Raw genomic sequence first — 22,856 nt, 5'->3', positions numbered from 1 at the left:
ATAAATGAATGCAGAAATTATAACGATAGGAGATGAAATTCTTATCGGACAAATTGTAGATACCAATTCACAATGGATTGGTCAAGAACTCAACAAAATAGGAGTTTCAGTTTACCAAATATCATCAATACAAGATGAAGAACAACATATTTTAAATGCTTTAAAAGAAGCAGAAAGTAGAGCTGACATTGTTATTATTACTGGAGGATTAGGGCCTACCAAAGATGATATAACCAAAAAAACGATTGCAACATACTTTAAAGATGAAAAGATAGTTGAATACCCGGAGGTGGTCGATAATATTAAATACTTATTCAAAAAAGTGAATCATCCATTTAACGAAATTCAGAGGTATCAAGCGCAGCTTCCTTCTAAGGCAATTTTATTAATGAACCGTTTAGGAACTGCACCAGGAATGTGGTTCTATGAAAATAATACGGTTTTTGTATCACTTCCAGGAGTTCCTTATGAAATGAAAGGATTAATGAAGTATGACGTACTTCCAAAGCTTCAATCAACTTTTAAATTGCCGTTCATTATACATAGAACCATTATGACGGTTGGTAGAGGGGAAACAATTATTGCTGAAAGAATTTCCGACTGGGAAGATAATTTACCTAATTTTATAAAGTTAGCGTATTTACCATCTTTTGGAAGTGTACGTTTGCGATTATCAGCTAAAGGAAATGATGAAAAACTGCTAGTGCAAGAAATGGAAAAGCAAGTTACTGAACTATACACTTTAATTCCAGAAATTATTGTTGGAGACGATAATGAAACATCATTAGAAAAAGAAGTAGGTAAACTGTTAAAAAAATATGGTAAAACTGTAGCTACGGCAGAAAGTTTAACAGGAGGGAAAATAGCATCAACTATCGTTGCTGTTTCAGGAGCATCCTCATACTTTATGGGTGGATTTGTAACCTATTCAGCAGCTTTAAAACAGCAGTTATTGGATGTTTCTAAAGAAACAATTAATCAATTTACAGTAGTAAGTAAAGAAGTAGCTTCAGCAATGGCAAAAGGGTGTTTAGAGAAACTACAAACTGACTATGCTATAGCTGTAACTGGAAACGCAGGACCAACAACTGACCACAATGATAAGAATGTAGGTCTAGTGTATATCGCTATTGCTACTAAGGATGGAGTAGAGGTTCATGAATTTAATTTTGGACAACCAAGAGAAAAGGTTATTAATAGAACTGTAACTAAATCTTTAGAACTTTTACAGGCTACGATATTAAAATAATTAGTATTTTTGCCGCCGTTACGCTTCCGAATAGGTTAGATGCTGAACCTAGTTTTGAAAAGATTAAAATAATTAGAAATTTAATCGAGAATATTTTTGTGCAATAAATTAAATTGCATAAATTTGCACCTCGTTTAGAAATAACACTAAAAACTGTCAAGAAGATGTCTAGAGTTTGTGAATTAACAGGAAAAAAAGCGATGGTAGGTAATAATGTATCTCACGCTTTAAATAGAACTAAAAGAAGGTTTAACGCTAATTTAATGAATAAGCGTTTCTATATTCCAGAAGAAGATAAATGGGTAACTTTAAAAGTATCTGCTTCTGCATTAAAAAATATTAATAAAAAAGGAATCTCTGCGGTTATTAAAGAAGCTAGAGAAAAAGGTTTCTTAACTAAATAATTCCTTACTAGATAAAATTTTAGAGAGATGGCAAAAAAAGGAAACAGAGTTCAAGTAATTTTAGAGTGCACTGAGCACAAAGCTTCTGGTAAACCAGGAACTTCTCGTTATATTACAACAAAGAACAAAAAGAATACTCCTGATAGAATGGAATTAAAGAAATTTAATCCAATCTTAAAGAAAATGACAGTTCATAAAGAAATTAAATAATAAGCTACGGCGTAAACTTTAATATAAAATGGCAAAGAAATCAGTAGCATCGTTACAAACAGGTTCGAAAAGATTAACTAAGGCTATCAAAATGGTAAAGTCTCCTAAATCTGGAGCTTACACTTTTGTTGAAGCTATTATGGATCCAGCACAAGTAAACGACTTTATAGCAAAAAAGTAATTCTTGTATACAGTTTAAAGAAAAGCTACTTTCATCAGAGAGTAGCTTTTTTTATGTATTAAAAATCTGTATTTTTGAACGTTACCCTTCGGGTCGGGCTTTTCGCTATATCTTTTTCTTCAAAAAAGGATGCCGTTACAATCCCTAACGCGAATTGTAATCGTACAATGACAATTTGACCGTATCAAAAATTTGGTATAGTTTTTAACCTATATAAGCGATTATAAAATTTAAGAATGAGTTTTTTTAAAAAAATCTTCTCGAAAGAGAAAAAAGAAACCTTAGACAAGGGATTAGAAAAAACCAAATCAAGTTTTTTCTCTAAATTATCAAAAGCAGTTGCAGGTAAAGCAAAGGTTGACGATGATGTGCTAGATAATTTAGAAGAAGTATTGGTGTCGTCTGATGTAGGAGTTGAAACTACCCTAAAAATTATTGATAGAATTGAAGATCGTGTATCTCGTGATAAGTATTTAGGAACTGAAGAATTAAACCAAATCTTACGTGAAGAAATTGCAGGTTTATTATCAGAAACGAATACAGGAGATGAAACCGATTTTACGATTCCTACTAATAAAAAACCATATGTGTTAATGGTAGTAGGAGTGAATGGAGTAGGAAAAACAACTACGATTGGGAAGTTAGCCTCACAATTCAAAAAGAAAGGTTTAAAAGTGGTGCTAGGAGCAGCTGATACTTTTAGAGCAGCAGCGATAGACCAACTACAAGTTTGGGCTGACAGAACAGATGTACCTATCATACGGCAAGATATGGGATCAGACCCTGCTTCCGTAGCCTTTGATACTGTAAAATCAGGAGTTAATCAAGATGCTGATGTAATTATCATAGATACAGCAGGACGTTTACATAACAAGGTTAATTTAATGAATGAGTTGACAAAGATTAAACGTGTAATGCAAAAAGTAATTCCAGATGCTCCACACGATGTATTATTAGTATTAGATGGCTCTACTGGTCAAAATGCATTTGAACAAGCAAAACAATTTACCAAAGCAACAGAAGTAACATCGTTAGCAGTAACTAAATTAGATGGTACTGCAAAAGGGGGAGTAGTAATTGGTATTTCAGATCAATTCCAAATTCCTGTAAAATATATTGGAGTAGGAGAAGGTATCGACGACTTGCAAGTATTTAACAAACACGAATTTGTAGACTCGTTTTTTAAATAATATCTTTTTACTGTGAAAGAATATATAACAAAGTAAAAACTCCCAAATTGGGAGTTTTTTTATTTTAAATTGTTTCAATAACCTTGTTAAATACTAACCTTGATTTTGGTTTTCTATCTGGTTGATTAAAATCTTCGTTATCTCTATAGCCTATAGCTACAGCAACAAGGGTTGCATAACCTTCGTTATTCAAAATTTTGTCATAATTTTCGGGTTCAATACCTTCCATTGGAGTAGCATCAATTCCCATTTCTGCACACGCACTTAAAAAAACACCTAAAGCTAAATAAACTTGTCTGTCAAACCAAGCTTTAATCTCTTCTTCAGGTTTTGGCTTTATAAATTCTTTATAATAACCGACAGCTCCTTCAGGTAGTTCTTCTTCAATTTGTTTTTCAAATAATTCAATATCATTAATTCGGTTGAATACTACAACAGTATCACTCTCAAGAACTTTACTTGTGTTTAACCAAGATACTTCTGAAAGTTGTTGTTTAGTATCAGCATCAGAAACAAAAGTAAATTTCCAAGGCTGACTGTTTATTGATGAAGGACTTAATTGTAATACCTGTTGTAATTCTTTAATTTTTTTAGATTCAATTTTTTTTGAAGCATTGTATTTTTTGGTAGTATAACGTTGCTGCATTGATGATATAAAGCTCATATTTTATTTTTTAATTAAACTATAAATATTATAGTAGCAAAAGTAATTATAGTATTTTATCTTTGCAATAACGGTCAAAAAGGATAGTATAAATTATGGACAGACAAACATCTAAAACATTTACATTTAAAGGGAAAGAATTTCCTTGTTGCACTAGTCTTACTATGGGAGTAATTGGAGGGAAATGGAAAACAGTAATTCTTTTTCATTTAATAAAAGGAACACTTCGTTACAGTGAGTTAAGAAAAGAGATTCCAATGGTTACAGAACGAACTTTAAGCTTACAGTTGAAAGCCTTGGAAGAAGATGGTGTAATTAAAAGAAAAGTGTATACATCAAAACCACCTTTAAAAGTAGAATACTCTTTAACAGATTTAGGACAAAGTTTAATTCCAATAATTCAGTCTATCGCAGACTGGGGAGATTTTGCTGTAAAAAATCATTCCAAATAATAGTGTTTAAACATCATCAGTTATTAGAATTTAGACTGAAGGGTAGTTTTGTTATCCTAAAAGAAGCTTTTCAATTTTTATAATTACATTTGATTATCAAATACTTGTTAAATGAGAAAAGCAGTTTTTTTATTAATAACAATTCTATTAATAGGTGCATGTAAGCAAACACCAGCAAAGGTGCATTTTAAGAAATACGATGAATCTTCTGAAATAGAAAAGCAACAGGAACACGAGAAAAAGAGAATGCAGTTTCAAGTACTTCAGTCTAAATTTTTAGACTTGAATAAAGAGTTTACACCTTTTGAAAAGGAATTATCAAATTTTTCTGAAGAGCAGTATAATGAATTAAAACCATTGGTGTTAGAAAAAGATATTCCGTCTATTCAAAAGAGCATTGCAGAAAAGAAACTTAGCTACGAAAAATTAACTCTGTTTTATTTGTATAGAATTCGAAAGTTTGAAAGTGATAGTACAAAGTCTTTAAACGCAATAATATCCCTAAATCCAAAAGTATTAGAAGCAGCAAAAGCAAAAGATAAAGAATCAAAAAAAGTTAGAGAATTCTCTTTGAATGGAATCCCTATTTTAATAAAAGATAATATTGATGCAAAAGGAATGATAACTACTGCAGGAGCTGTAGCCTTGCAAAACAATTCAATTGATAAAGATGCTTTTATTGTTAAAAAGTTAAAAGAAGCTGGTGCGTTAATTTTAGGAAAAGTTAATTTAAGTGAATGGGCATATTTCTTTTGTAAAGACTGTCCACTAGGTTACAGCGCTACAGGAGGACAAACCTTAAATCCTTATAAAAGAAAAATTTTTGAAACTGGGGGGTCTAGTTCAGGAAGTGGAGTATCAGTTGCGGCAAATTATGCAGTGGCAGCTGTAGGGACAGAAACAGCAGGATCAATAACTTCACCATCAAGTCAGAACTCAGTAGTTGGATTAAAACCAACAATTGGTGTTTTAAGTCGCTCAGGAATTGTTCCAATTTCAAGTACTTTAGATACACCGGGACCGATGACGAAAAATATTGTGGATAACGCTATTTTGTTTGAAGCAATGTTAGGAAAAGATAATGAAGATAATTCTTCTATAGAAACGGAAGGTTTTAACCCTAAAGAATTGCTTAAAGAAAACTATACCATCAAAGGAAAAAGAATAGGAGTATTAAAACCTATTTTAACAGACTCAATTTATAAAGTAAGTGTAGAAAAGCTACAAGAAGCTGGTGTAGAAATTATTGAGATAACGCCACATAAAATTTCGTTTGATGGATTTATCACCCTGTTGAATATAGATATGAAACACGATTTACCTAAGTATCTATCTACTTATGGAAGCAAAAATATAACAGTAAAAAATGTAGAAAATATAGTAGTATTCAACAAAAAGGATTCAATTAAAAGAGCACCGTATGGACAACAATTATTTGAAGGAATAGTAAAGGATACTACTAACTTAACTCAATTAGAAGTAATAAAAGATAGCTTAAGTTTTAACGGGGAAAAGTTTTTAAAAGACTTAATAGAACAAAATTTAGGTGCTATTGTATCAATAAACAATTATCATTCAGGTATTGCTGCTGTAGCAAAATGTCCAACTTTAACAGTTCCTATGGGATATAAAAAGTCAGGAGAACCAATTAGTTTGACTTTTATAGGAAAACCCTTTACCGAAAAAGACCTATTACAATTAGGGTATGCATTTGAACAACTAACGAAAGCAAGAAAAATACCTGTTAATTATCAATAATAAAAATAGATTGTCAAGAAAAAGAAATAACACAAAAACTCCCTAAATGGGAGTTTTTTGTTGCAGTATTATTGGTCTGAATTTAGGGTTCAAAACCCTGCAATTTTATTGCAGCACTTTCAGTTATATAAAAAAATAATATCTTTCTTATATGGAGTTTGGGGTACAGGTAATATAACAGATGAAATGGTTAACGAATATTTAGAGCATCATAGGAAGCCAAATTCAGACAATTCTAATTTTATATTAGAATAAAAAAAGGGGACTTTTAGTGCAGAGTGATTTAGTTAGTTATCAAGCTACTTTAAATAACTATACAGTTCGAATTATTTTCACTCATAAAGAGAGTTGTTCCTAGGGTAGTGGACTTTACCTGGTAATTAAGATGAATTAAAACTAGCACTCGTAAAAATCATTTTTTTTTAGTAAATTGTAAGAGGTTAGTGTGTTGTAAATCAGTTTGTTTAGGTGTTTCTTCAAATCTATCGCCTTTTAGCTATGAAGACAGTGCTGATATAACACCCATATTTACTCGAAAAAAACATTAGAATTAATTTATTAATAAAATTGAATTAATGTAATACATGATTGCAAAGAAGTCCCACCCAAACAAAGAAAATAATGAAAAAAGCAGCTACCCTCGTACTCTTAATTTTAAGTGTAACAACTACAGCACAAGTAGGTATAGGAACCTTAACACCTAATCTATCTGCCAAATTAGAGATTAAGTCAAATACAAAAGGCTTATTAATCCCCAGATTAGATATTGATAATTTAAGCACAGCTTCACCTGTAAGTAGTGTTACTATTAATGAAAGCTTATTAGTTTATAATACGAATAAAACTTCAGGAAAAGGTTTTTATTACTGGAATGGAATGCTGTGGGAAAAAGTAGTAGATATAACCACAGCTTCAAATCTTATTGCTACACAAGCAGATAATCAACAAATAACAAGTTTTCTTTTAAACAGTTCTAATACTCTAACTATAGAGTTAGAAAATGGAGGTTCACAATCAGTTGATTTATCGTCTCTTTTAGGAGGTAATGAATTACTAACAGGAGAAGGATCACCCACTAGTAATTCTATAGATCCAGTTACAGGCGTTTTATATGTAGATACTAACTCTGGGGAGGTTTATAGCTCAGACGGAACCTTATGGGAGTCAGTTGTGTCATCAGGAGCCGATGGGAAATCTGCTTATCAAACATGGTTAGATGCCGGAAACAGTGGTACTGAAACCGATTTTATCACCTATTTAAAAGGAGAAACTGGAGCAGCAGGAACCGATGGGCAAGATGCCGCTTTATCTGGATCAGGAAATCCTAACGGAATTGTTACGGGGATTGCAGGTCAGGTTTATACAGATACAGTTTCGGGAATATTATATAAAACTAGTGATGGAACTACATGGGGAGTTGTTGATTCAGATACGCAAGATTTGAGTTTAATTGGTAATACCATTAGTTTAGTTAATGGAGGGGCTGTTGATATAGGAGCTTCTTTTTTAGCAGGAGATGTTGCCGGAAACAATGTTTTAGCTACAACTAACCAAACAAATATTACAACTATTAATTCTTATTTAGCAAGATTAAATAGTATAAGAATTGTTAAGAATCCAACAAGTAGCACAACTATTAATAATTCAGATGGTACAGTAATAATTGAACAAACAGGCCTATTAAATCTTGGACTAGGAAAAGACATAATATTACCAACACCAAACAGTAGTAACCTAGGAAATAAATTAGTGATTGTTAATAGAGCGGGTAATGGGCTTTTAATTGGACTTTCGGTCTCCTTAAATTTAAATGTAATAGGAGGAGGCTCTATAAAAGGATCTGGATTGAGTTCATTAGGCACATCCTTATTAGGAATTAATTCTTCTATAACAATACAATGTGGTTTTGATGGAACAAACTACTATTGGTATAAAATTGATAGTACTTCTTTATAATAAGCAGATAATTATGAAAGAAAAAATAATATCATCAATAATTATGTGCTTTGTTATAGCTGTTAAAGCTCAAGTGGCAAGTATAGGGTCTCTTTATGTTTCAGAGAATACATTGGTAAGTGTTCATGAAGATGTACTTATAAAAGATTATGGGGCAATTACAAACGATGGAGATTTGTATTTATTTAAAAACTTTACTAATAATGGGAAATTCAAGTTTTCTAATAATAAAGTAACAGGTTACACAAGTTTTGTAGGTAATGATAATCAAACTATTTCAGGTAAAGGAACCTCTAGCTTTATGTTTGTAGAATTCGATAACCCATCAACAGATTTAGCTTTTAACTTAGATAAAGAAATAGAAATAAATGGAACCACATTTTTTGAAAATGGAATTATAAAAGAAAGTAAAAAAGGTATAGTTACTTATTTAAATGAGGCAACAAATACAGGTGCTAGTAATGAAAGCTATGTAAATAACAAAGTTCAAAAAAAAGGAAATGAAAAATTTACTTTTCCCGTAGGAGATTATAAGTCCGATAGTTATATGTTAAGAGCGGTAACTATTTCTGCTCCTTTAAGTTTAAATACAACTTTTTTTGTGGCATTTAATTGGGAAAAGGCAAATATAGACTTCAATAAAAAAGAGGAAGATATTGGTTTAATAAATATGAATGAGTTTTGGGAAGTTCAAAATAAATCTAATAATGAGCTGGTAGATTTAACTTTAACATGGAATAATGTAACCACACCAGAAAATGTTTGCTCAGACCCAAGTAAAATAATGATAGTACGATGGGATGGAGAAAAGTGGATTAAAGAAAGAGAAAATATAAAGATAGATGCTTCTAACAAAAGTATAACAGCTAAAGTTTCAGGTTATGGTGTTTTTACATTAGCAAATGATAAAAAAAGAGGGACTATTGATTCAGTTATAGACTTTTCTATTTCTAACTCTTTTTCTCCCAATGGTGACGGTGTTAATGATAAATTCATAATACCAGGTTTGGCAGAAGCGTACCCTAAATTTAAAATAAAAATATATAATAGATATGGAAATGTAGTATATGACTATAGCAATAATGATAAGTTAAACCCTACTTGGTGGGAAGGAAAGTCACAGGGTAAGTTAACATTAACAGGAAATACAAAGGAGATGCCAGCTGCCACTTACTGGTATGTAGTAGATTTTAATGATGGGGTAACTAAACCGTACCAAGGTTGGTTGTATTTAAATAAATAAGTATATGAAAAAGAAAATATATTTACTACTGCTAGTTATATATGTAAATACAAACATTAAAATGTTCGCTCAACAAGACCCTCAATACACTCAGTATGTTTATAATATGGCGATAATTAATCCAGCTTATGCAGGCAGTAAAGAAGGAACAAGTTTAGGGTTACTAGCACGGTCACAATGGGTAGGTGTTAGTGGAGCTCCAAAAACATTTAGCGGATTTATACATAGTCCTGTAAGTAGAAAATTAGGCTTGGGCTTATCTTTAATTCATGATAAGATAGGGCCTGTAAGTGAAACACATGCTTATGTAGATTTTTCCTTTACAATTAATACATCAGAAAAAGCTAAACTAGCTTTTGGATTAAAAGCAGGAGCAACTTTTCAGCAGATTGGATTACTAACGTTAAATCAAGTAGAATCTAATGATCCAAAATTTAATCAGAACAGTAATAAAACCCATCCGAATTTTGGTGTAGGAGTATTTTATTATCAAGAAAAATTTTATATGGGAATTTCCATACCTAATTTACTAGAAACATTACATTTTGAAAGATCGAACGGGAAAATAACCAAAGCATCAGAAAAAATGCATAGTTTTTTAACGACAGGATACTTGATAGACTTAAAAAACGATTTTCAATTAAAACCATCTACATTGATTAAGTATGCAGATTCAGCACCTTTGTCATTGGACTTGTCATTAAATTTATTATGGAATAACAAAGTGGAATTTGGAGTGTCTCATAGGTTAGATGATTCATGGAGTGGAATAGTTAATTTTAAAATAAAGAAAAACCTACAAATAGGTTATGCGTATGATCACACTATATCTAACTTAGGAGAATTTAGTTCTGGGTCGCACGAGTTCTTACTATTGTTCGATTTTAAATCAGGAGAAGATAGCTATAAACAACCAAGGTTTTTCTAAGAACGTAAGTAATTTTCAAGTACTTAAAGAAAGAAAAGCTGTTTTTCAACAGCTTTTCTAGTTGAATCTTAATCCCATAATCCACAGCATTCACTACTAATAGGCATAAGACAAGTAGTAGCTTCTCTAGGAGCAGGAATGCATAAATCTGTTACAGGATCATCACCACCTCCATTGATAAACTGTTGCTCATTTTTGTTCAAGAGAGAACCTAAGTTTAAAATGTTTTTCATCATAATTGTAAGTTTTTTAGGATTTAAAAATAAAAAGTTAAGAGAAATAAGTTGTTAAAAAAAACGTAAAATAAGTAAGGTTTTTCATTATTTTATAACTAGATAGTAAAGGATGTTAAATTCATTATCTGTATAATCTACAATTAGCTTAGTAATTTTTATTATGAGACAGTTCAGGATTTAACATTTGGATAATCAAAACTTAATTTTATTATGGTTAACCTGTGTTTCTACTAAAGTAATTTTGTCAGTTATAAAAGATGAAATTGTTTGGTATGAGGTTGTTTTTTTTCTTTTTTTTAATTGTTACTACTAGTCTTGGTCAATCTTTAAAATTTAAAACATTAACTACAGAAGATGGACTTTCCAATAATTCAGTAAATGATATTATAAGCGATGCAAAAGGACGACTATGGGTTGCCACTTGGGATGGACTTAATCGTTATGATGGTAAAGACTTTAAAGTTTTTAAACATATAAATAACGACTCAACTTCTCTTGCAGGAAATGTAATTTACAGTCTGCAAATAGATGGATTTAAAACAATTTGGTGTCTAACAGATAATAATACCGTAAGTAGATTCGTAAATCAATCAGCCTTCCAAAACTTTTATTTTTCTGAAACTCCTGTTAACCTAAAACTATCAAAGAAAAATAATCTTGTAGTAGAAACTAAAAGCGGACAATATTTAGAGTTTGATGGAACGAGTTTTTCAAACGTAAACGAAGCACAAGTAAAAACAGACAAACAACTAATTAATGATCAATTATTACTCAATGAATTTCTTGAAGTAGTTATTAATGAATCTTATCAAGACAAAAAAGGAAATATATGGTATGCTACAAGAAAAAGTGGACTTTATGTAATAAGAAATAATCAGGTAAATATTCATGAAACAAAAATAGAGCACTATACCTACGATTTATATAACCCTTACAGTTTTACAGGAAATGAAATTGAAAAAATTTATGAGGATAGCTTTGGTAACATCTGGCTAGGTCACAAAGATGGAGGGCTTAGTATGGCTTATGTTGGTTCCGAGTATATAAATACAATTGCTCCGCATCCAGTTAATTATAAACATTTGCCAAACGAAACAGTAAGAGCTATTACGATGGATAAAGATAATGACCTTTGGCTAGGTTATTATACAGAAGGATTGTACAAGTATAGCAAGTCAGAGAAGTGCTTTATTAAAAAACAATTAGAGAAAGCAAAAGAAAATAAAGAATGGGAAAGAATACGTAGCTTATATACTGCAACAGACGGTTCTATATGGGTAGGAACCTATGCAGGACTTATTCGTATAAAAAAATCGGAAACTTTTTATTATAGTGCTGATGAATTTTCATTGCTGCCAGCAAATAGAATTTATGCAATGGTGGAAACGGATGATGATAGAATTTGGTTTGCTTGTTGGGGAGGAGTAGCAGTATTTAATTTAAGAGAGAATAAGTTTGAGAAAGCTTTTAGAGTAGATTTATTAAAACAATATCATATTCGAGATATTGTTGCAAGTGGTAATGAATTAGCTTTGGCAACTGAAAACCATGGAATGATTCTATTTAATAGGAATAATGGAGAAAAACACCATCTTACTACAGAAAATGGTTTAACAGGTAAAAGTGTATATAGTATTGCTAAAGATGAAGAAACAGGGTTGTATTGGATAGCAACTTTGGGGGGAGTAACAGTTTTTGATCGTCAAAAAGGAGTAGTAAAAACTATTTCAGAAAAAGAAAACTTACCAAGCCACATGGTTTATAGTGTAATTCCTAAAGGAAAACACATATGGGTGAGTACAACTAAAGGTCTTGCTTCAATAAATAAAGAAAACTATAAAGTAAATACCTTACATCCAGAAGAAGGGTGGCAAGCACCAGAGTTTTCAGAAGGAGCTTATTATAAAGATAACAAGGGAGTGTTGTATTTTGGAGGTATTAATGGAGTTAATTATTTCGCTCCTGAATTAATAGAGTTTAATAAGAATCTCCCTCAATTAGCTGTAGAAATAGATGGAGTAGAAAGTAGAGGAGATGCAATAGAAAAAACATTTTCTGAAAATAATTTAAGTTTAAATATCATCCCTGTAGCGTATCGAAAAAATCATGAAAACTTAATTTTATATAAGTTGAAAGGCTTTGATAAAGACTGGAGAGTCTATGGAGTAAATTCTGTTTCATACAAAAAAATACAACCAGGAGAATATACTCTAGAAGTAAAAAATAGCTTAAGTGCTTCAGATGAGGAGTTGATTTCTATTCCCGTAATAATTAATCCACCATTTTATAAAACCTCTTGGTTTTTATGGATATTGGTTTTTGGAGGAATTGTTTTAATAATCTTGGGATTTAGTTATAAGGTTCGTAAGGATAAGGTTTATAAAGAAAAATTAAAACAAAAAATTAGCGAGCGAACAGCAATAATTGAAAGACAAAAAAAGGACTTAATAAAAGCAAATGCAAAGCTAGAGGAGCAGAACCGTGAAATCTTTCAACAAAAAGAAGAAGTACTAGATCTGCATCATAAATTAAAAAACGAAGATTTTGAAATAGATAAATTTAAAACGTTTGTACTGGCAGAGTTTAAAAAGCCATTAATGCAAATGCTACAGTATAGTCAGCAAAATAACATTCCAAATGAAATACAAACAAAATTAGTTAGTCAAGCTAAAACCATGATAGATGTATTAACGGAGTGGGATTTTTTAGAACAAGTAAACCGAATAAACACTACAGAAAAATCGGTAATAAAAATCAATACATTCTTACATCATTTAACCCAAAATTTAGAACGAAAATTACTACAATCAGGAATAAATCTTAGCTATCAAACCCAAGTAGAAGACAAGTGGATAACTATTGATTTACTCCGTTTTAAACTTTTTTATAAATATATTTTCAATGACTTTATAAAGTATAGTAATCAAGGTAGTAACATACAAATGACCTATACCGAAAAAGAAAACAAATTAATACTAAAAGTAAAATCTGATAGTGGCATTTTAGCTAATAATATAAAAAGTTTACAACGCTATAGTCCCTATTTTAAAGCAGCGAAAGATTTACTATTAGAATTAAATGGAAAGTTGGATATAAATAATTCTGAAGAAGGAATTATTTCAATAAAGGTAGAAGTACCCTTTCACAAAGTAATCTCAGAAAAAGCCTCAATGGTACAGTGGAATCATTTAGGTATGATAAATGAGCTCCCACAAGGCAAGCATAAAGTGTTGGTATTGACTAGTGAAATGAACTATGGGATATTACAATCGTTATTGGGAGAAGAAACTTATCATTTAATATTTGAAAACAACGTAGATAAATTATTCTCAGCACTTTCAAGTCTTAATGTAGATATTATAGTGTTTTATGATGTAAAACTTACAAATAAAGTAGTACAGTTTTTAGAAAACCGTAAAGAAAATATAAAAAAATCTAATTATCCTATATTATATCTATCAGAAGAAATTGGGTACTTTCAAATGGAAGAAGTTACTAAATTAGGAATAGATGTTACCATTCAACTTCCAGTGAGTAAAACTTTTTTACAAGCTAAACTAACCAACTTACTAAGCAACAGAAAAAAACTACTTGAAACAGAAAATTACATTGGTTGGATTGAGAGTCATAAAGATGAGCAATTACTATCACCAAACGAAAAGCTAGTAAAAAAGGCGCTTACCTATATGCATGAGTGCTTGCACGATCATACTTTTAATATTGAAAGTCTTCAAGAAAAATTAGAAATATCTAAAGTAAAATGCTACCGTGTTTTTAAAGAAATACTCAAACAATCTCCTTCAGAAGTGCTAATTAGCCTAAGACTTCAAAAAGCACAACACTTATTAGGTCAAAATGTTTTAAACATTTCAGAAATTAGTTTTGAGTGTGGTTTTGCCAATCCAAAATACTTTAGCAGGCAATTTAAAAAGCATTTTAATATGAGTCCTAAAGCTTATAAAGAACAAAAAATAGTAGCATAAAAGTTAGCTTCAGATTAGGCTAATGTTAGCAGAAGGTTACTGAAACAAAAGTGTAAGAATTAAGGTGTTTTTATGAGGCTTTTTGAAATATAAGTACTCCTTTTTGAAACCATTTGACCCTCTTTAAAAAGCATCTTGAAATAGATTCGTCTCAGAATCAAAACCTAAATTATCAAATGAAAAAACACTATTTATTTATATTGTTATTATGTTTTGGGGTAGTCTCCGGAACGGTAGCACAAACTATCTTAAAAGGTACCGTTGTGTCTAAAATAGACGGAGAACCCATTCCCGGAGCAACTGTTCTTATTAAAGAGCAAAGTAAGAATGGAGCAGCTACCGATTTTGATGGTAAGTTTACACTAAGTGTAAATAAAGATCAAGGAACTTTAGTAGTTTCTTTTATAGGGTTTCAAACACTAGAGCTTCCTTTCTCGGGAAGTCAAGAGTTTTCAATAGCACTTAATGAAGAGTCGAGCGTTTTAGATGAGGTAGTACTAATTGGTTATGGTAGTGCAAAAAAAGGAGATCTTACTTCAGCCATTTCAACAGTAGAAAACATAGAATCTATGTCTAGTAGGCCAGTATCTACGTTAAATGATTTTTTACAAGGAAGTGTATCTGGTGTAACTGTTTTACAACAAGGAGGAGATCCATCTGAAGATGGTAGAGTGGTTATTAGAGGGTATGGTTCTTTTGCAAATGAAGAGCCACTAACGGTTGTAGATGGTGTGCCTTATTATGGTCCATCGATTAATCCAAATGATATTGCATCGGTATCTATTTTAAAAGATGCAGCTGCTGCTGCAATATACGGAGCACAAGCAGCTTCTGGTGTTATTGTAATTGAAACTAAAAAAGGGAAAAAAGGAAAACCAAGAATTAGTTTTGACTTTTATAGCGGTGTGCAATCAGCAGCTAAATTACCTACACCTTTAAATGCAAAGCAACAAGCAGATGTATATAATATGGCAGCAGATAATGCAGGTGCTCCAAGACAGTCTGCTCACGATGCAGAACAAAATCCATGGGGTCAAGTAACACGTACCAACTGGATGGATGCTATTTTTAGATCAGGAGCTATGTACAACACCAATATGAATATAAGTGGTGCTACTGATAAGATGAATTATATGACCTCTTTTGGTTATCATAAAAAAGAAGGATTATTACTAAATACCTATTCAGAACGTTTTTCTTTTAGAGTAAAAACAGACATACACCTTACAGATAATATTACTATAGGTGAAAATGTGTATTATTCAAGAAGTGAAGCAGTAGGTACAAACTCAACAAGTTCTTACTCAGGTAGTATTGTAAATGCATTATACATGCCGTCATCTGCACCTATTCGTGATGCAAACGGAAATTTTAGTGGAGTAGTACCAGAAAATTTATCAAATTATGCAGGAGCTTACGGAGACGTATATAATCCTGTAGCCTTGTTGTTACGTCCAGATATTAGTAATCCTGTTAATTACTTAAACGCTAACGTATATCTTAACTACGACATTACGGACGGATTAAAGTTTAAAACGAGTTATAGTTATAGTACTACGGATACGAAATATAAAAAGTTTTCACCTCGAATTCCAGAGTTAGGAAGAACGAATTTAAACAATTATTTATATCAGAGTTATTCAGATACTAAGCGTTGGGTATGGGATAATCAATTAAGCTATAAAAAGAGTTTTGGAAATCATAATTTAGATCTTACCGCTGTTTACTCGTCACAGTTTACCGATTACGAATACTATTTCCAGCAAGGAGAAGGATTTAGTAGTGAAGAACCTTTCAATCAATTCATGTCTAATGCATCAGTAATTAGAACTCCAGAGACAGATGTGTACGAGGATGCTTTAACTTCTGCAATAGGAAGGGTACTGTATAACTATAAAGGTAAGTATTTCTTATCAGGAAGTATTCGTAGAGATGAAACCTCACGTTTAGCTAAAGAAAATCAGGCAGATTATTTTCCATCAGCTTCAGCAGCATGGAAAATATCAGGAGAAGATTTCTTTAATATTGAAGCTATTAATAATTTAAAAGTAAGAGCATCTTGGGGACAAATAGGAAATATAAACTCTGTAGGGTATTACTCTTTTGATGTTCCTTTAAACACCACAAATGTTATTTTAGGAGCAGATGGTTCTTTAGACGATAAAGGTACGTATGTAGGAAGACAATCAAACCCAAATCTTAAATGGGAAATCTCAGAATCATTAGATTTTGGGGTAGATTTAAACTTATTTAATAACAGACTATCTGTAGTTGCTGATTATTTTGAAAAAACAACAAAAGGAATGATTATTCCTGGGTTAGAAGATGTTCATCAAGGAACTTCAGCAGCCGATGTAAATGGAGGAGAAGTTAAGAACACAGGTTATGAATTTGCTGTTTCGTATAAAGATTACGTTGGAGACTTGAATTATAGCGTTAGTGCTAACGCTAGTTTTCTTGATAATGAGTTAATGAACCTTAATGGCTATAACAGTAGTGGAATTGATTATATAGCACATTCAGATAATGTTAGAAGCACATTATATCCATACAGGTCTGTAGTAGGAAAAGAATTATACGCTACCTATTTAGTGCCTTACTTAGGAATTTTCCAATCGCAAGAAGAAATTAATGCACATAATAAAGATGGGCAATTAATACAGTCTAACGCAGTACCGGGAGATTTTAAGTTTCAAGACACTAACAACGATGGTAAAATAGATAATAACGACCGCGTTTTTATGGATAGCTATTTACCAGATGTAACCTATAACTTGGGATTAAATTTAGACTATAAAGGTTTTGATTTAAATATGAACTTCCAAGGGGTAGGTGGTGTAAAAGTGTTTAATGCGTATAAGTTTACAGCTTTCAATGCTTCTCAGCAAGGCTATAATTTAGATAGTGATGTATTAAATGCTTGGACACCTACCAATAGAAATACGAATATTCCACGACTATCAACACAAGACAATAACCAAACTTACGGAACGGCTTCAAGTTGGTATTTAGAAGACGCTTCTTACTTACGACTTAAAAACGTAACACTTGGCTATACAGTGCCAACAAGTAAAATGAGTTCTGTATTAAGCGAGTCTTCATTAAGAGTATATGTTTCAGGAGAAAACCTATTTACAATTACAAACTATAGCGGAATGGACCCTGAAGTAGGAGGTAAAGGGTTAGATGTAGGAAGATACCCTTCATCAAGAACTATCTCAGCAGGAATATCATTGTCATTATAACAAAATAAAAAATAAGAAGATGAAAAATACATATATAAAACTAATTGCATACATCGTAAGTATTCAAATAGGATTTGTTTCCTGTTCAGATGATTTCACAAATTTAGATCCATTAGGAAGTACTTCATATGAAAACTTCTGGAAAACAGAACAAGACGCTCTGGAAGCAGTAAACAGTTTGTATTATTATATGAAAGATGATGATATGTTTGGAAGAGGATTCTTTTGGTACATCAATGCATCAGATGATATGGTAACAGGGCGACTAAATGCTACAGCAGATAATGTGAAAAATTTTAATATAACAGGAGATGAAGGTTATACCTCTTGGATGTATCCTCAAAGTTATAAAATAATAAGAAGAGCTAACGATATACTTAAAAATGTTCCAGCAATGAACATTAGTAAAGAACAAAAAAACAGAATTGTAGGAGAAGCTTATTTTATGAGAGGATTTCATTATTTCTGGTTGGCACATACCTATGGAGATAATGATAAAAATGGAGGTGTCCCTATTGTTACCGAAGATAATATGGACGATGAAGCAGGGAGTTATAAACGACCAAAAAGCGTCATAGAAAATTATGAATTTATTGTTAAAGACTTAAAAAAAGCAGCAAACTTATTGCCTCTTTTTACTGAAATGGGAGAAGGTGATTACGGACGTGCACATAAAGATGCAGCCTTGGCGTATATTGCAAAAACCTATTTGTATTGGGCACAATATGACAGTTCTAAATATACTGATGTGGTAACCTATTGTGATGCAGTAACAAACTCAGGATCGGGAAGAGCACTTATTGATACAGATAATCCTAAAAAAGATTTCAGATTGTTACATAGTCATCTTAATAACTGGACAAGTGAATACATTTGGTCTGCTAATTCAGGTGTTGAAGGCGGAAGTATTTTACCAGGTGTAATGTTAGAAAATAAAGGCTGGGGGCAATATAATGGTTGGGGATATTATACACCAACAGAAAGCCTGTATAACGAATTTGAACCTAACGATGTAAGAAGAGAAGTAACTGTCTTAAAATTTGGAGACGAATTTGAATTTTTTGGAGAAACAAAAAGATACCAATCAGAAAACTCACTATCAGGGTTTCAGTTCAACAAATACATGTATGAGTATACATTTGAAAATCCAGTAGGAACGTATATAAATTCCAATGGTAACTCACCAACAACACTATATAATACTCCAATACTGCGTTATGCAGAAATATTGTTAATGAAATCGGAAGCATTAATTCAACAAGGAGGAAATGGAGATGCAGATTTAAACAGAGTAAGAGAAAGAGCAGGGTTACCACCTCTTAGCAATGCAACATTAGAAGATATAAAACACGAAAGACGTGTTGAGTTTGCAGGTGAGTTTGCTAACAGACATTACGATTTAGTACGTTGGGGAGACGCAGTTAAGGTATACAGCAAACCTTTATATGGTAGAATTCATACAGACAGATCAAATCCAGATTCAGACTACACCGTTGAACAAGTGTGGCAAGCAAGAAATTTTGACCCAACATATATGCACGTATGGCCTATTCCTAACGAAGTAATTATCTCTTCAGGAATAAAGCAAAATACTGGATGGTAATTTTAGTCATTTTTTTAGTTTAATTTAAGTTTAACAAAAAGATGTCGTTACGGCGGCATCTTTTTTATAAATGCATAAAATGAAATTTATTCAAAAGATATTTTTATACTTAATGTTAGGGGTAGGAGCTATACAAGCACAAACATTAAGCTCTACTTATAAAGTACATTCTCACAACGATTATAAACAATCAATTCCTTTTTGGAAAGCCTATGCAGCGGGAGTTCATTCTTTAGAAATAGATGTAATATTAAAAAAGAATACCCTATTTGTAGCACATGGAACAGCCGAGATTATTAAAAATCATACTATAGAGTCACTTTATTTAGACCCTTTACGAACAGCGTTAAAAAACGATCTTCAACTTACACATAAAATACAATTGTTAATAGATGTAAAGTCAGAACCCTATAGTACACTAAATCGTTTAGTAAAAACTTTAAAAGGATACCCAGATCTTACCAAAAACAACAACATACAGTTTGTAATTTCAGGCGGGAAACCACAAGTTAAAGACTATGTAGACTATCCAGATTATATACAGTTTGATCATCAAAAGCTAACCAAAATTTTAAACCAAGAAGCTTGGAATAAGGTTGGATTGATAAGTGTAGACTATAAAAAATATTCTGTATGGAACGGAAAAGGAAGAATGGTTGCAGATGATCTTAAAAGAGTAAAAAAAGTAATTGAAACAGCACACGGTTTAAACAAACCTTTCCGTTTTTGGGGAGTTCCAGATTCAGAGTCGGCTTGGAAAACTTTTACAGATTTAAAAGTTGATTTTATAAATACCGATCAACCTTTTGAAGCTACTAAATACCTAAAAAGTTTATCAAAAAGAGTAAGTTATAATAAAGAAAAGTCAGAAGTTTACAAACCTACATTCGCCTACGATCAAAAAAATAAAAAAGTAGAAAATATCATCTTATTAATTGGTGATGGTAATGGAGTATCACAAATTTCAGCAGCAGCTTTGGCAAATGGTGGAGATTTAACATTAACCCAATTAAGAAGTATTGGATTTTTAAAAACACAATCGTCAGACGATTTTACAACAGATTCTGCTGCAGGTGGTACGGCTATAGCAACAGGAACTAAAACATACAATAGAGCAATTGGTGTAAGACCAGATGGGAAACCAGTAAAAAACATCAGTGAGTTATTAGTAGAACATAATTATAATATAGGTTTAATTACTACCGATGAAATTACAGGAGCAACTCCATCGACTTTTTACGCACATCAAAAAGATAGGTCGTATATGCAGCAAATAGCTACAGATCTTGTAATGAGTCAAATTTCATTGTTTATAGGTGGAGGTGCAAAGTACTTTTCAAATAAACAAACGATGCCTTTCAATATTAAAAATGCTATTGAAGATATTACTAATGATGAAGAAAGAGTAGGGGTTTTTGCTGCAGAAGGAGGTATGCCAGGAATTAAACAAGGAAGGGGTAATTTTTTAGCAGAAGCAACGCAACGTAGTTTATCTTTTTTAAAGTCGAAAAAAGAACCATTTTTATTAATGGTAGAAGGGGCTCAGATAGATAGTTATGGACATTTTAATGATACAGAAGGTATTATAGCAGAAGGAATTGATTTTGATAAAGCGGTAACAGAAGCGATAAAATTTGCTGATGCTAACAAAAATACCTTGGTAATTGTTACGGCAGATCATGAAACATCAGGGTTTTCGATTCCGCAAGGAGATATGAAGAACCACATGATTGAAGGCGATTTTACTACGCATGATCATACAGGAGCAATGGTGCCTTTGTTTGCTTACGGTCCACAATCAGATAAGTTACAAGGAGTTTATGAAAATAGCGATCTTTTAGGTAAGATTCTAGAAATCTTAAAGATAAAAACCAATGAATAAATCAATATTTATTTTCAGTTTATTAGTGCTTATGGTGCAAGTAGCTTTAGGACAATCGTCAAAAGTTTCAGGAAGAGTTTATCATGATAAGAATCAAAATGGAATTTATGACAAAGGAGATAAAGTCCTTAAAGATATATTTGTAAGTAATGGAAAAGATGTAGTTGCAACAAATACTAAAGGGATTTATAAAATAGAGTTTTTAGAGAATAATCCAATATTTGTTATCAAACCAAAGGGGTACGTTTCACCACGTACCCCACAAAACAACTTGAAGTTTTACTATTTATCTCAAGAGTTAATTAATAAAAAATTGTTTGATTTTCCGTTATACCCTAATAAAGAAAAAGACAAGGTGAAAATAGCGTTGTTAGGAGATCCTCAATCAGATGTAATTGATGATATCCATCATGTTAGTAAGTTAGTAACTGAAGAATTAGTCAAAAATAAACCAGACATTATTATTCCTTTAGGGGATCTTTCTTTTGCTAATCTTAGCATATTTAAGCCTCTATCAGAATCATTAGGACTGGTTGGAGTACCTGTGTTTTATGTAATAGGAAATCATGACTTAAACTTTGGAGAACAAGAATTTTCTAACAGAGATAAAACTTTCGAAGCTTCATTTGGACCTTCATATTATGCTTTTGAATATGGAGATAATCTGTTTTTAGTGCTTAATAATAACTTTCCAGTAAATAATCGTGAGTATATAGGCAAGTTTGATGAAGATCAATTAACATTTGTGTCTAACATAATTAAGAAGTTTGAAACGAAATATAATTCAATAAAAATTTTCACACATATTCCTTTGGAGTATACAAGTAATAAGGAAGAATTCATATCATTAATGAATCCTTTTGACAAAGTATTGGTTGCTGCGGGTCATACACATACACAATACCATCACTATTTTCAAAGAAGTCAAAAAGAAGCAGTACACCAACTAGTAGGAGGAGCGGTTTGCGGTGCTTGGTGGCAGGGAGCACACGATATTCATGGAGTTCCTTTTGCTATGATGCATGATGGTACCCCAAAAGGATATTGGTTCTTAGAAACAGAAGACAAAGATTATCATCTTAGCTATAAGGTTTCAGGAGCTCCTACAGAAAAGCAAATGCATATTTGGGTTCCAGAGAAGAAAAAATGGGATACAGAAATGAACGTTTTAAATGAGCCTTATATATATGTAAATGTGTTTGCAGGAGGAAAATCTACGAAAGTTGAGGTTTCTTTTGATGGTAAAACTTGGCAATCTATGGAGCATCATCAAGGAGTAGCCCCTGAATTAAAAAGATTCTATTTACTGCAAGAATTAGGTAGATACGAAGGGCAAAAATTATCTAAAGTGCCAAAACCTACTACAAAAAGTAAACACTTATGGAGGATGAAAATACCCGAAAATATAGCATCAGGTATGCATTTAATAAGAATTAGAGCCAAAGATGATGTGTTAAAGTTACAAACAGAAGACGTAAGAGTTTTTTATAAGCAATAACAAAAGGAGGGGAGTTTCTTGATAACGGTCATTTCGAAAGAGGTTACGACTGAGAAGTCTTAAGGTTATGAGTAACTCTCACTCATGAGATTACATCATTTTCCACTTCAATCATAGTTTATCTTGAGCAATAGCCAAAAGACTCAGTGTCATTACAGTAATGACACTCTATTG

At 31.9% G+C, this 22,856-nt stretch carries 17 protein-coding genes and 1 pseudogene; 16 read left to right on the top strand and 2 right to left on the bottom strand.

What is annotated here, in order from left to right; all coding sequences use genetic code 11:
- The first annotated feature begins 4 nt into the window (after window positions 1–4).
- The 5 genes from C7448_RS14940 to ftsY all read left to right on the top strand — a co-directional run bounded on the left by C7448_RS14940 (window position 5) and on the right by ftsY (window position 3,234).
- Window positions 5–1,249: a competence/damage-inducible protein A gene (locus tag C7448_RS14940; RefSeq protein WP_115902214.1), complete on the top strand. Its 1,245-nt coding sequence runs from the start codon at window positions 5–7 to the stop codon at window positions 1,247–1,249.
- 164 nt (window positions 1,250–1,413) lie between these two features.
- A complete protein-coding gene (gene rpmB / locus C7448_RS14935; protein WP_115902236.1) occupies window positions 1,414–1,653 on the top strand; it encodes a 50S ribosomal protein L28 in 240 nt (79 codons plus the stop codon).
- 27 nt (window positions 1,654–1,680) lie between these two features.
- Window positions 1,681–1,863: a 50S ribosomal protein L33 gene (gene rpmG / locus C7448_RS14930; protein ID WP_093113661.1), complete on the top strand. Its 183-nt coding sequence runs from the start codon at window positions 1,681–1,683 to the stop codon at window positions 1,861–1,863.
- Window positions 1,864–1,891: 28 nt separating this feature from the next.
- The gene (locus C7448_RS14925) at window positions 1,892–2,044 is read left to right on the top strand and encodes a DUF4295 domain-containing protein (protein WP_115902213.1); all 153 of its coding nucleotides are present in this window, start codon (window positions 1,892–1,894) and stop codon (window positions 2,042–2,044) included.
- Window positions 2,045–2,280: 236 nt separating this feature from the next.
- Window positions 2,281–3,234 carry a signal recognition particle-docking protein FtsY gene (gene ftsY, locus C7448_RS14920; RefSeq protein ID WP_115902212.1) on the top strand — a complete coding sequence of 318 codons (954 nt, stop codon included), beginning with the start codon at window positions 2,281–2,283 and terminating at the stop codon, window positions 3,232–3,234.
- Window positions 3,235–3,298: 64 nt separating this feature from the next.
- Here ftsY and C7448_RS14915 read toward each other — a convergent pair whose 3' ends face one another.
- Window positions 3,299–3,898 carry a nitroreductase family protein gene (locus tag C7448_RS14915; RefSeq protein ID WP_170137058.1) on the bottom strand — a complete coding sequence of 200 codons (600 nt, stop codon included), beginning with the start codon at window positions 3,896–3,898 and terminating at the stop codon, window positions 3,299–3,301.
- 95 nt (window positions 3,899–3,993) lie between these two features.
- Between C7448_RS14915 and C7448_RS14910 the strand changes: the two genes are divergently transcribed.
- The 6 genes and pseudogenes from C7448_RS14910 (at window position 3,994) to C7448_RS14885 (ending at window position 10,235) form a co-directional block, all read left to right on the top strand.
- Window positions 3,994–4,350: a winged helix-turn-helix transcriptional regulator gene (locus C7448_RS14910; RefSeq protein ID WP_115902211.1), complete on the top strand. Its 357-nt coding sequence runs from the start codon at window positions 3,994–3,996 to the stop codon at window positions 4,348–4,350.
- Window positions 4,351–4,461: 111 nt separating this feature from the next.
- A complete protein-coding gene (locus C7448_RS14905; protein WP_115902210.1) occupies window positions 4,462–6,108 on the top strand; it encodes an amidase family protein in 1,647 nt (548 codons plus the stop codon).
- Between the two features lie 150 nt (window positions 6,109–6,258).
- A pseudogene (locus C7448_RS16235) lies at window positions 6,259–6,363 on the top strand (IS200/IS605 family transposase); the annotation flags it as partial.
- A 366-nt stretch (window positions 6,364–6,729) separates the two neighbouring features.
- Window positions 6,730–8,064 (top strand): autotransporter outer membrane beta-barrel domain-containing protein, encoded by a 1,335-nt coding sequence (locus C7448_RS14895; protein WP_115902209.1) that lies wholly within the window; start codon window positions 6,730–6,732, stop codon window positions 8,062–8,064.
- Window positions 8,065–8,077: 13 nt separating this feature from the next.
- The gene (locus C7448_RS14890) at window positions 8,078–9,307 is read left to right on the top strand and encodes a gliding motility-associated C-terminal domain-containing protein (protein WP_170137057.1); all 1,230 of its coding nucleotides are present in this window, start codon (window positions 8,078–8,080) and stop codon (window positions 9,305–9,307) included.
- A gap of 4 nt (window positions 9,308–9,311) precedes the next feature.
- Window positions 9,312–10,235: a PorP/SprF family type IX secretion system membrane protein gene (locus tag C7448_RS14885; RefSeq protein WP_211321929.1), complete on the top strand. Its 924-nt coding sequence runs from the start codon at window positions 9,312–9,314 to the stop codon at window positions 10,233–10,235.
- A gap of 68 nt (window positions 10,236–10,303) precedes the next feature.
- Here C7448_RS14885 and C7448_RS15925 read toward each other — a convergent pair whose 3' ends face one another.
- Window positions 10,304–10,471 (bottom strand): hypothetical protein, encoded by a 168-nt coding sequence (locus tag C7448_RS15925; protein WP_170137056.1) that lies wholly within the window; start codon window positions 10,469–10,471, stop codon window positions 10,304–10,306.
- 272 nt (window positions 10,472–10,743) lie between these two features.
- Between C7448_RS15925 and C7448_RS14880 the strand changes: the two genes are divergently transcribed.
- The 5 genes from C7448_RS14880 (at window position 10,744) to C7448_RS14860 (ending at window position 22,682) form a co-directional block, all read left to right on the top strand.
- Entirely contained in the window at window positions 10,744–14,454 is a 3,711-nt protein-coding gene (locus tag C7448_RS14880) for a two-component regulator propeller domain-containing protein (RefSeq protein WP_170137055.1), read from the top strand.
- 176 nt (window positions 14,455–14,630) lie between these two features.
- A complete protein-coding gene (locus C7448_RS14875) occupies window positions 14,631–17,699 on the top strand; it encodes a SusC/RagA family TonB-linked outer membrane protein (protein ID WP_115902205.1) in 3,069 nt (1,022 codons plus the stop codon).
- A gap of 19 nt (window positions 17,700–17,718) precedes the next feature.
- Entirely contained in the window at window positions 17,719–19,302 is a 1,584-nt protein-coding gene (locus C7448_RS14870) for a RagB/SusD family nutrient uptake outer membrane protein (protein ID WP_115902204.1), read from the top strand.
- A gap of 79 nt (window positions 19,303–19,381) precedes the next feature.
- Window positions 19,382–21,184, top strand: coding sequence for an alkaline phosphatase (locus C7448_RS14865; RefSeq protein WP_245939489.1), 1,803 nt, complete (start codon window positions 19,382–19,384; stop codon window positions 21,182–21,184).
- On the top strand, window positions 21,177–22,682 hold the full coding sequence (locus C7448_RS14860) for a calcineurin-like phosphoesterase C-terminal domain-containing protein (RefSeq protein ID WP_115902203.1): 1,506 nt from the start codon (window positions 21,177–21,179) through the stop codon (window positions 22,680–22,682). Before C7448_RS14865 ends, C7448_RS14860 begins: the two co-directional genes overlap by 8 nt.
- Window positions 22,683–22,856 lie beyond the last annotated feature (174 nt).

Origin of the sequence: Tenacibaculum gallaicum (assembly GCF_003387615.1) — a bacterium.
GTDB lineage: Bacteria > Bacteroidota > Bacteroidia > Flavobacteriales > Flavobacteriaceae > Polaribacter > Polaribacter gallaicus.
Note: the sequence above shows the minus strand (reverse complement) of the source record. Positions and strands in the feature narration are given on the sequence as shown.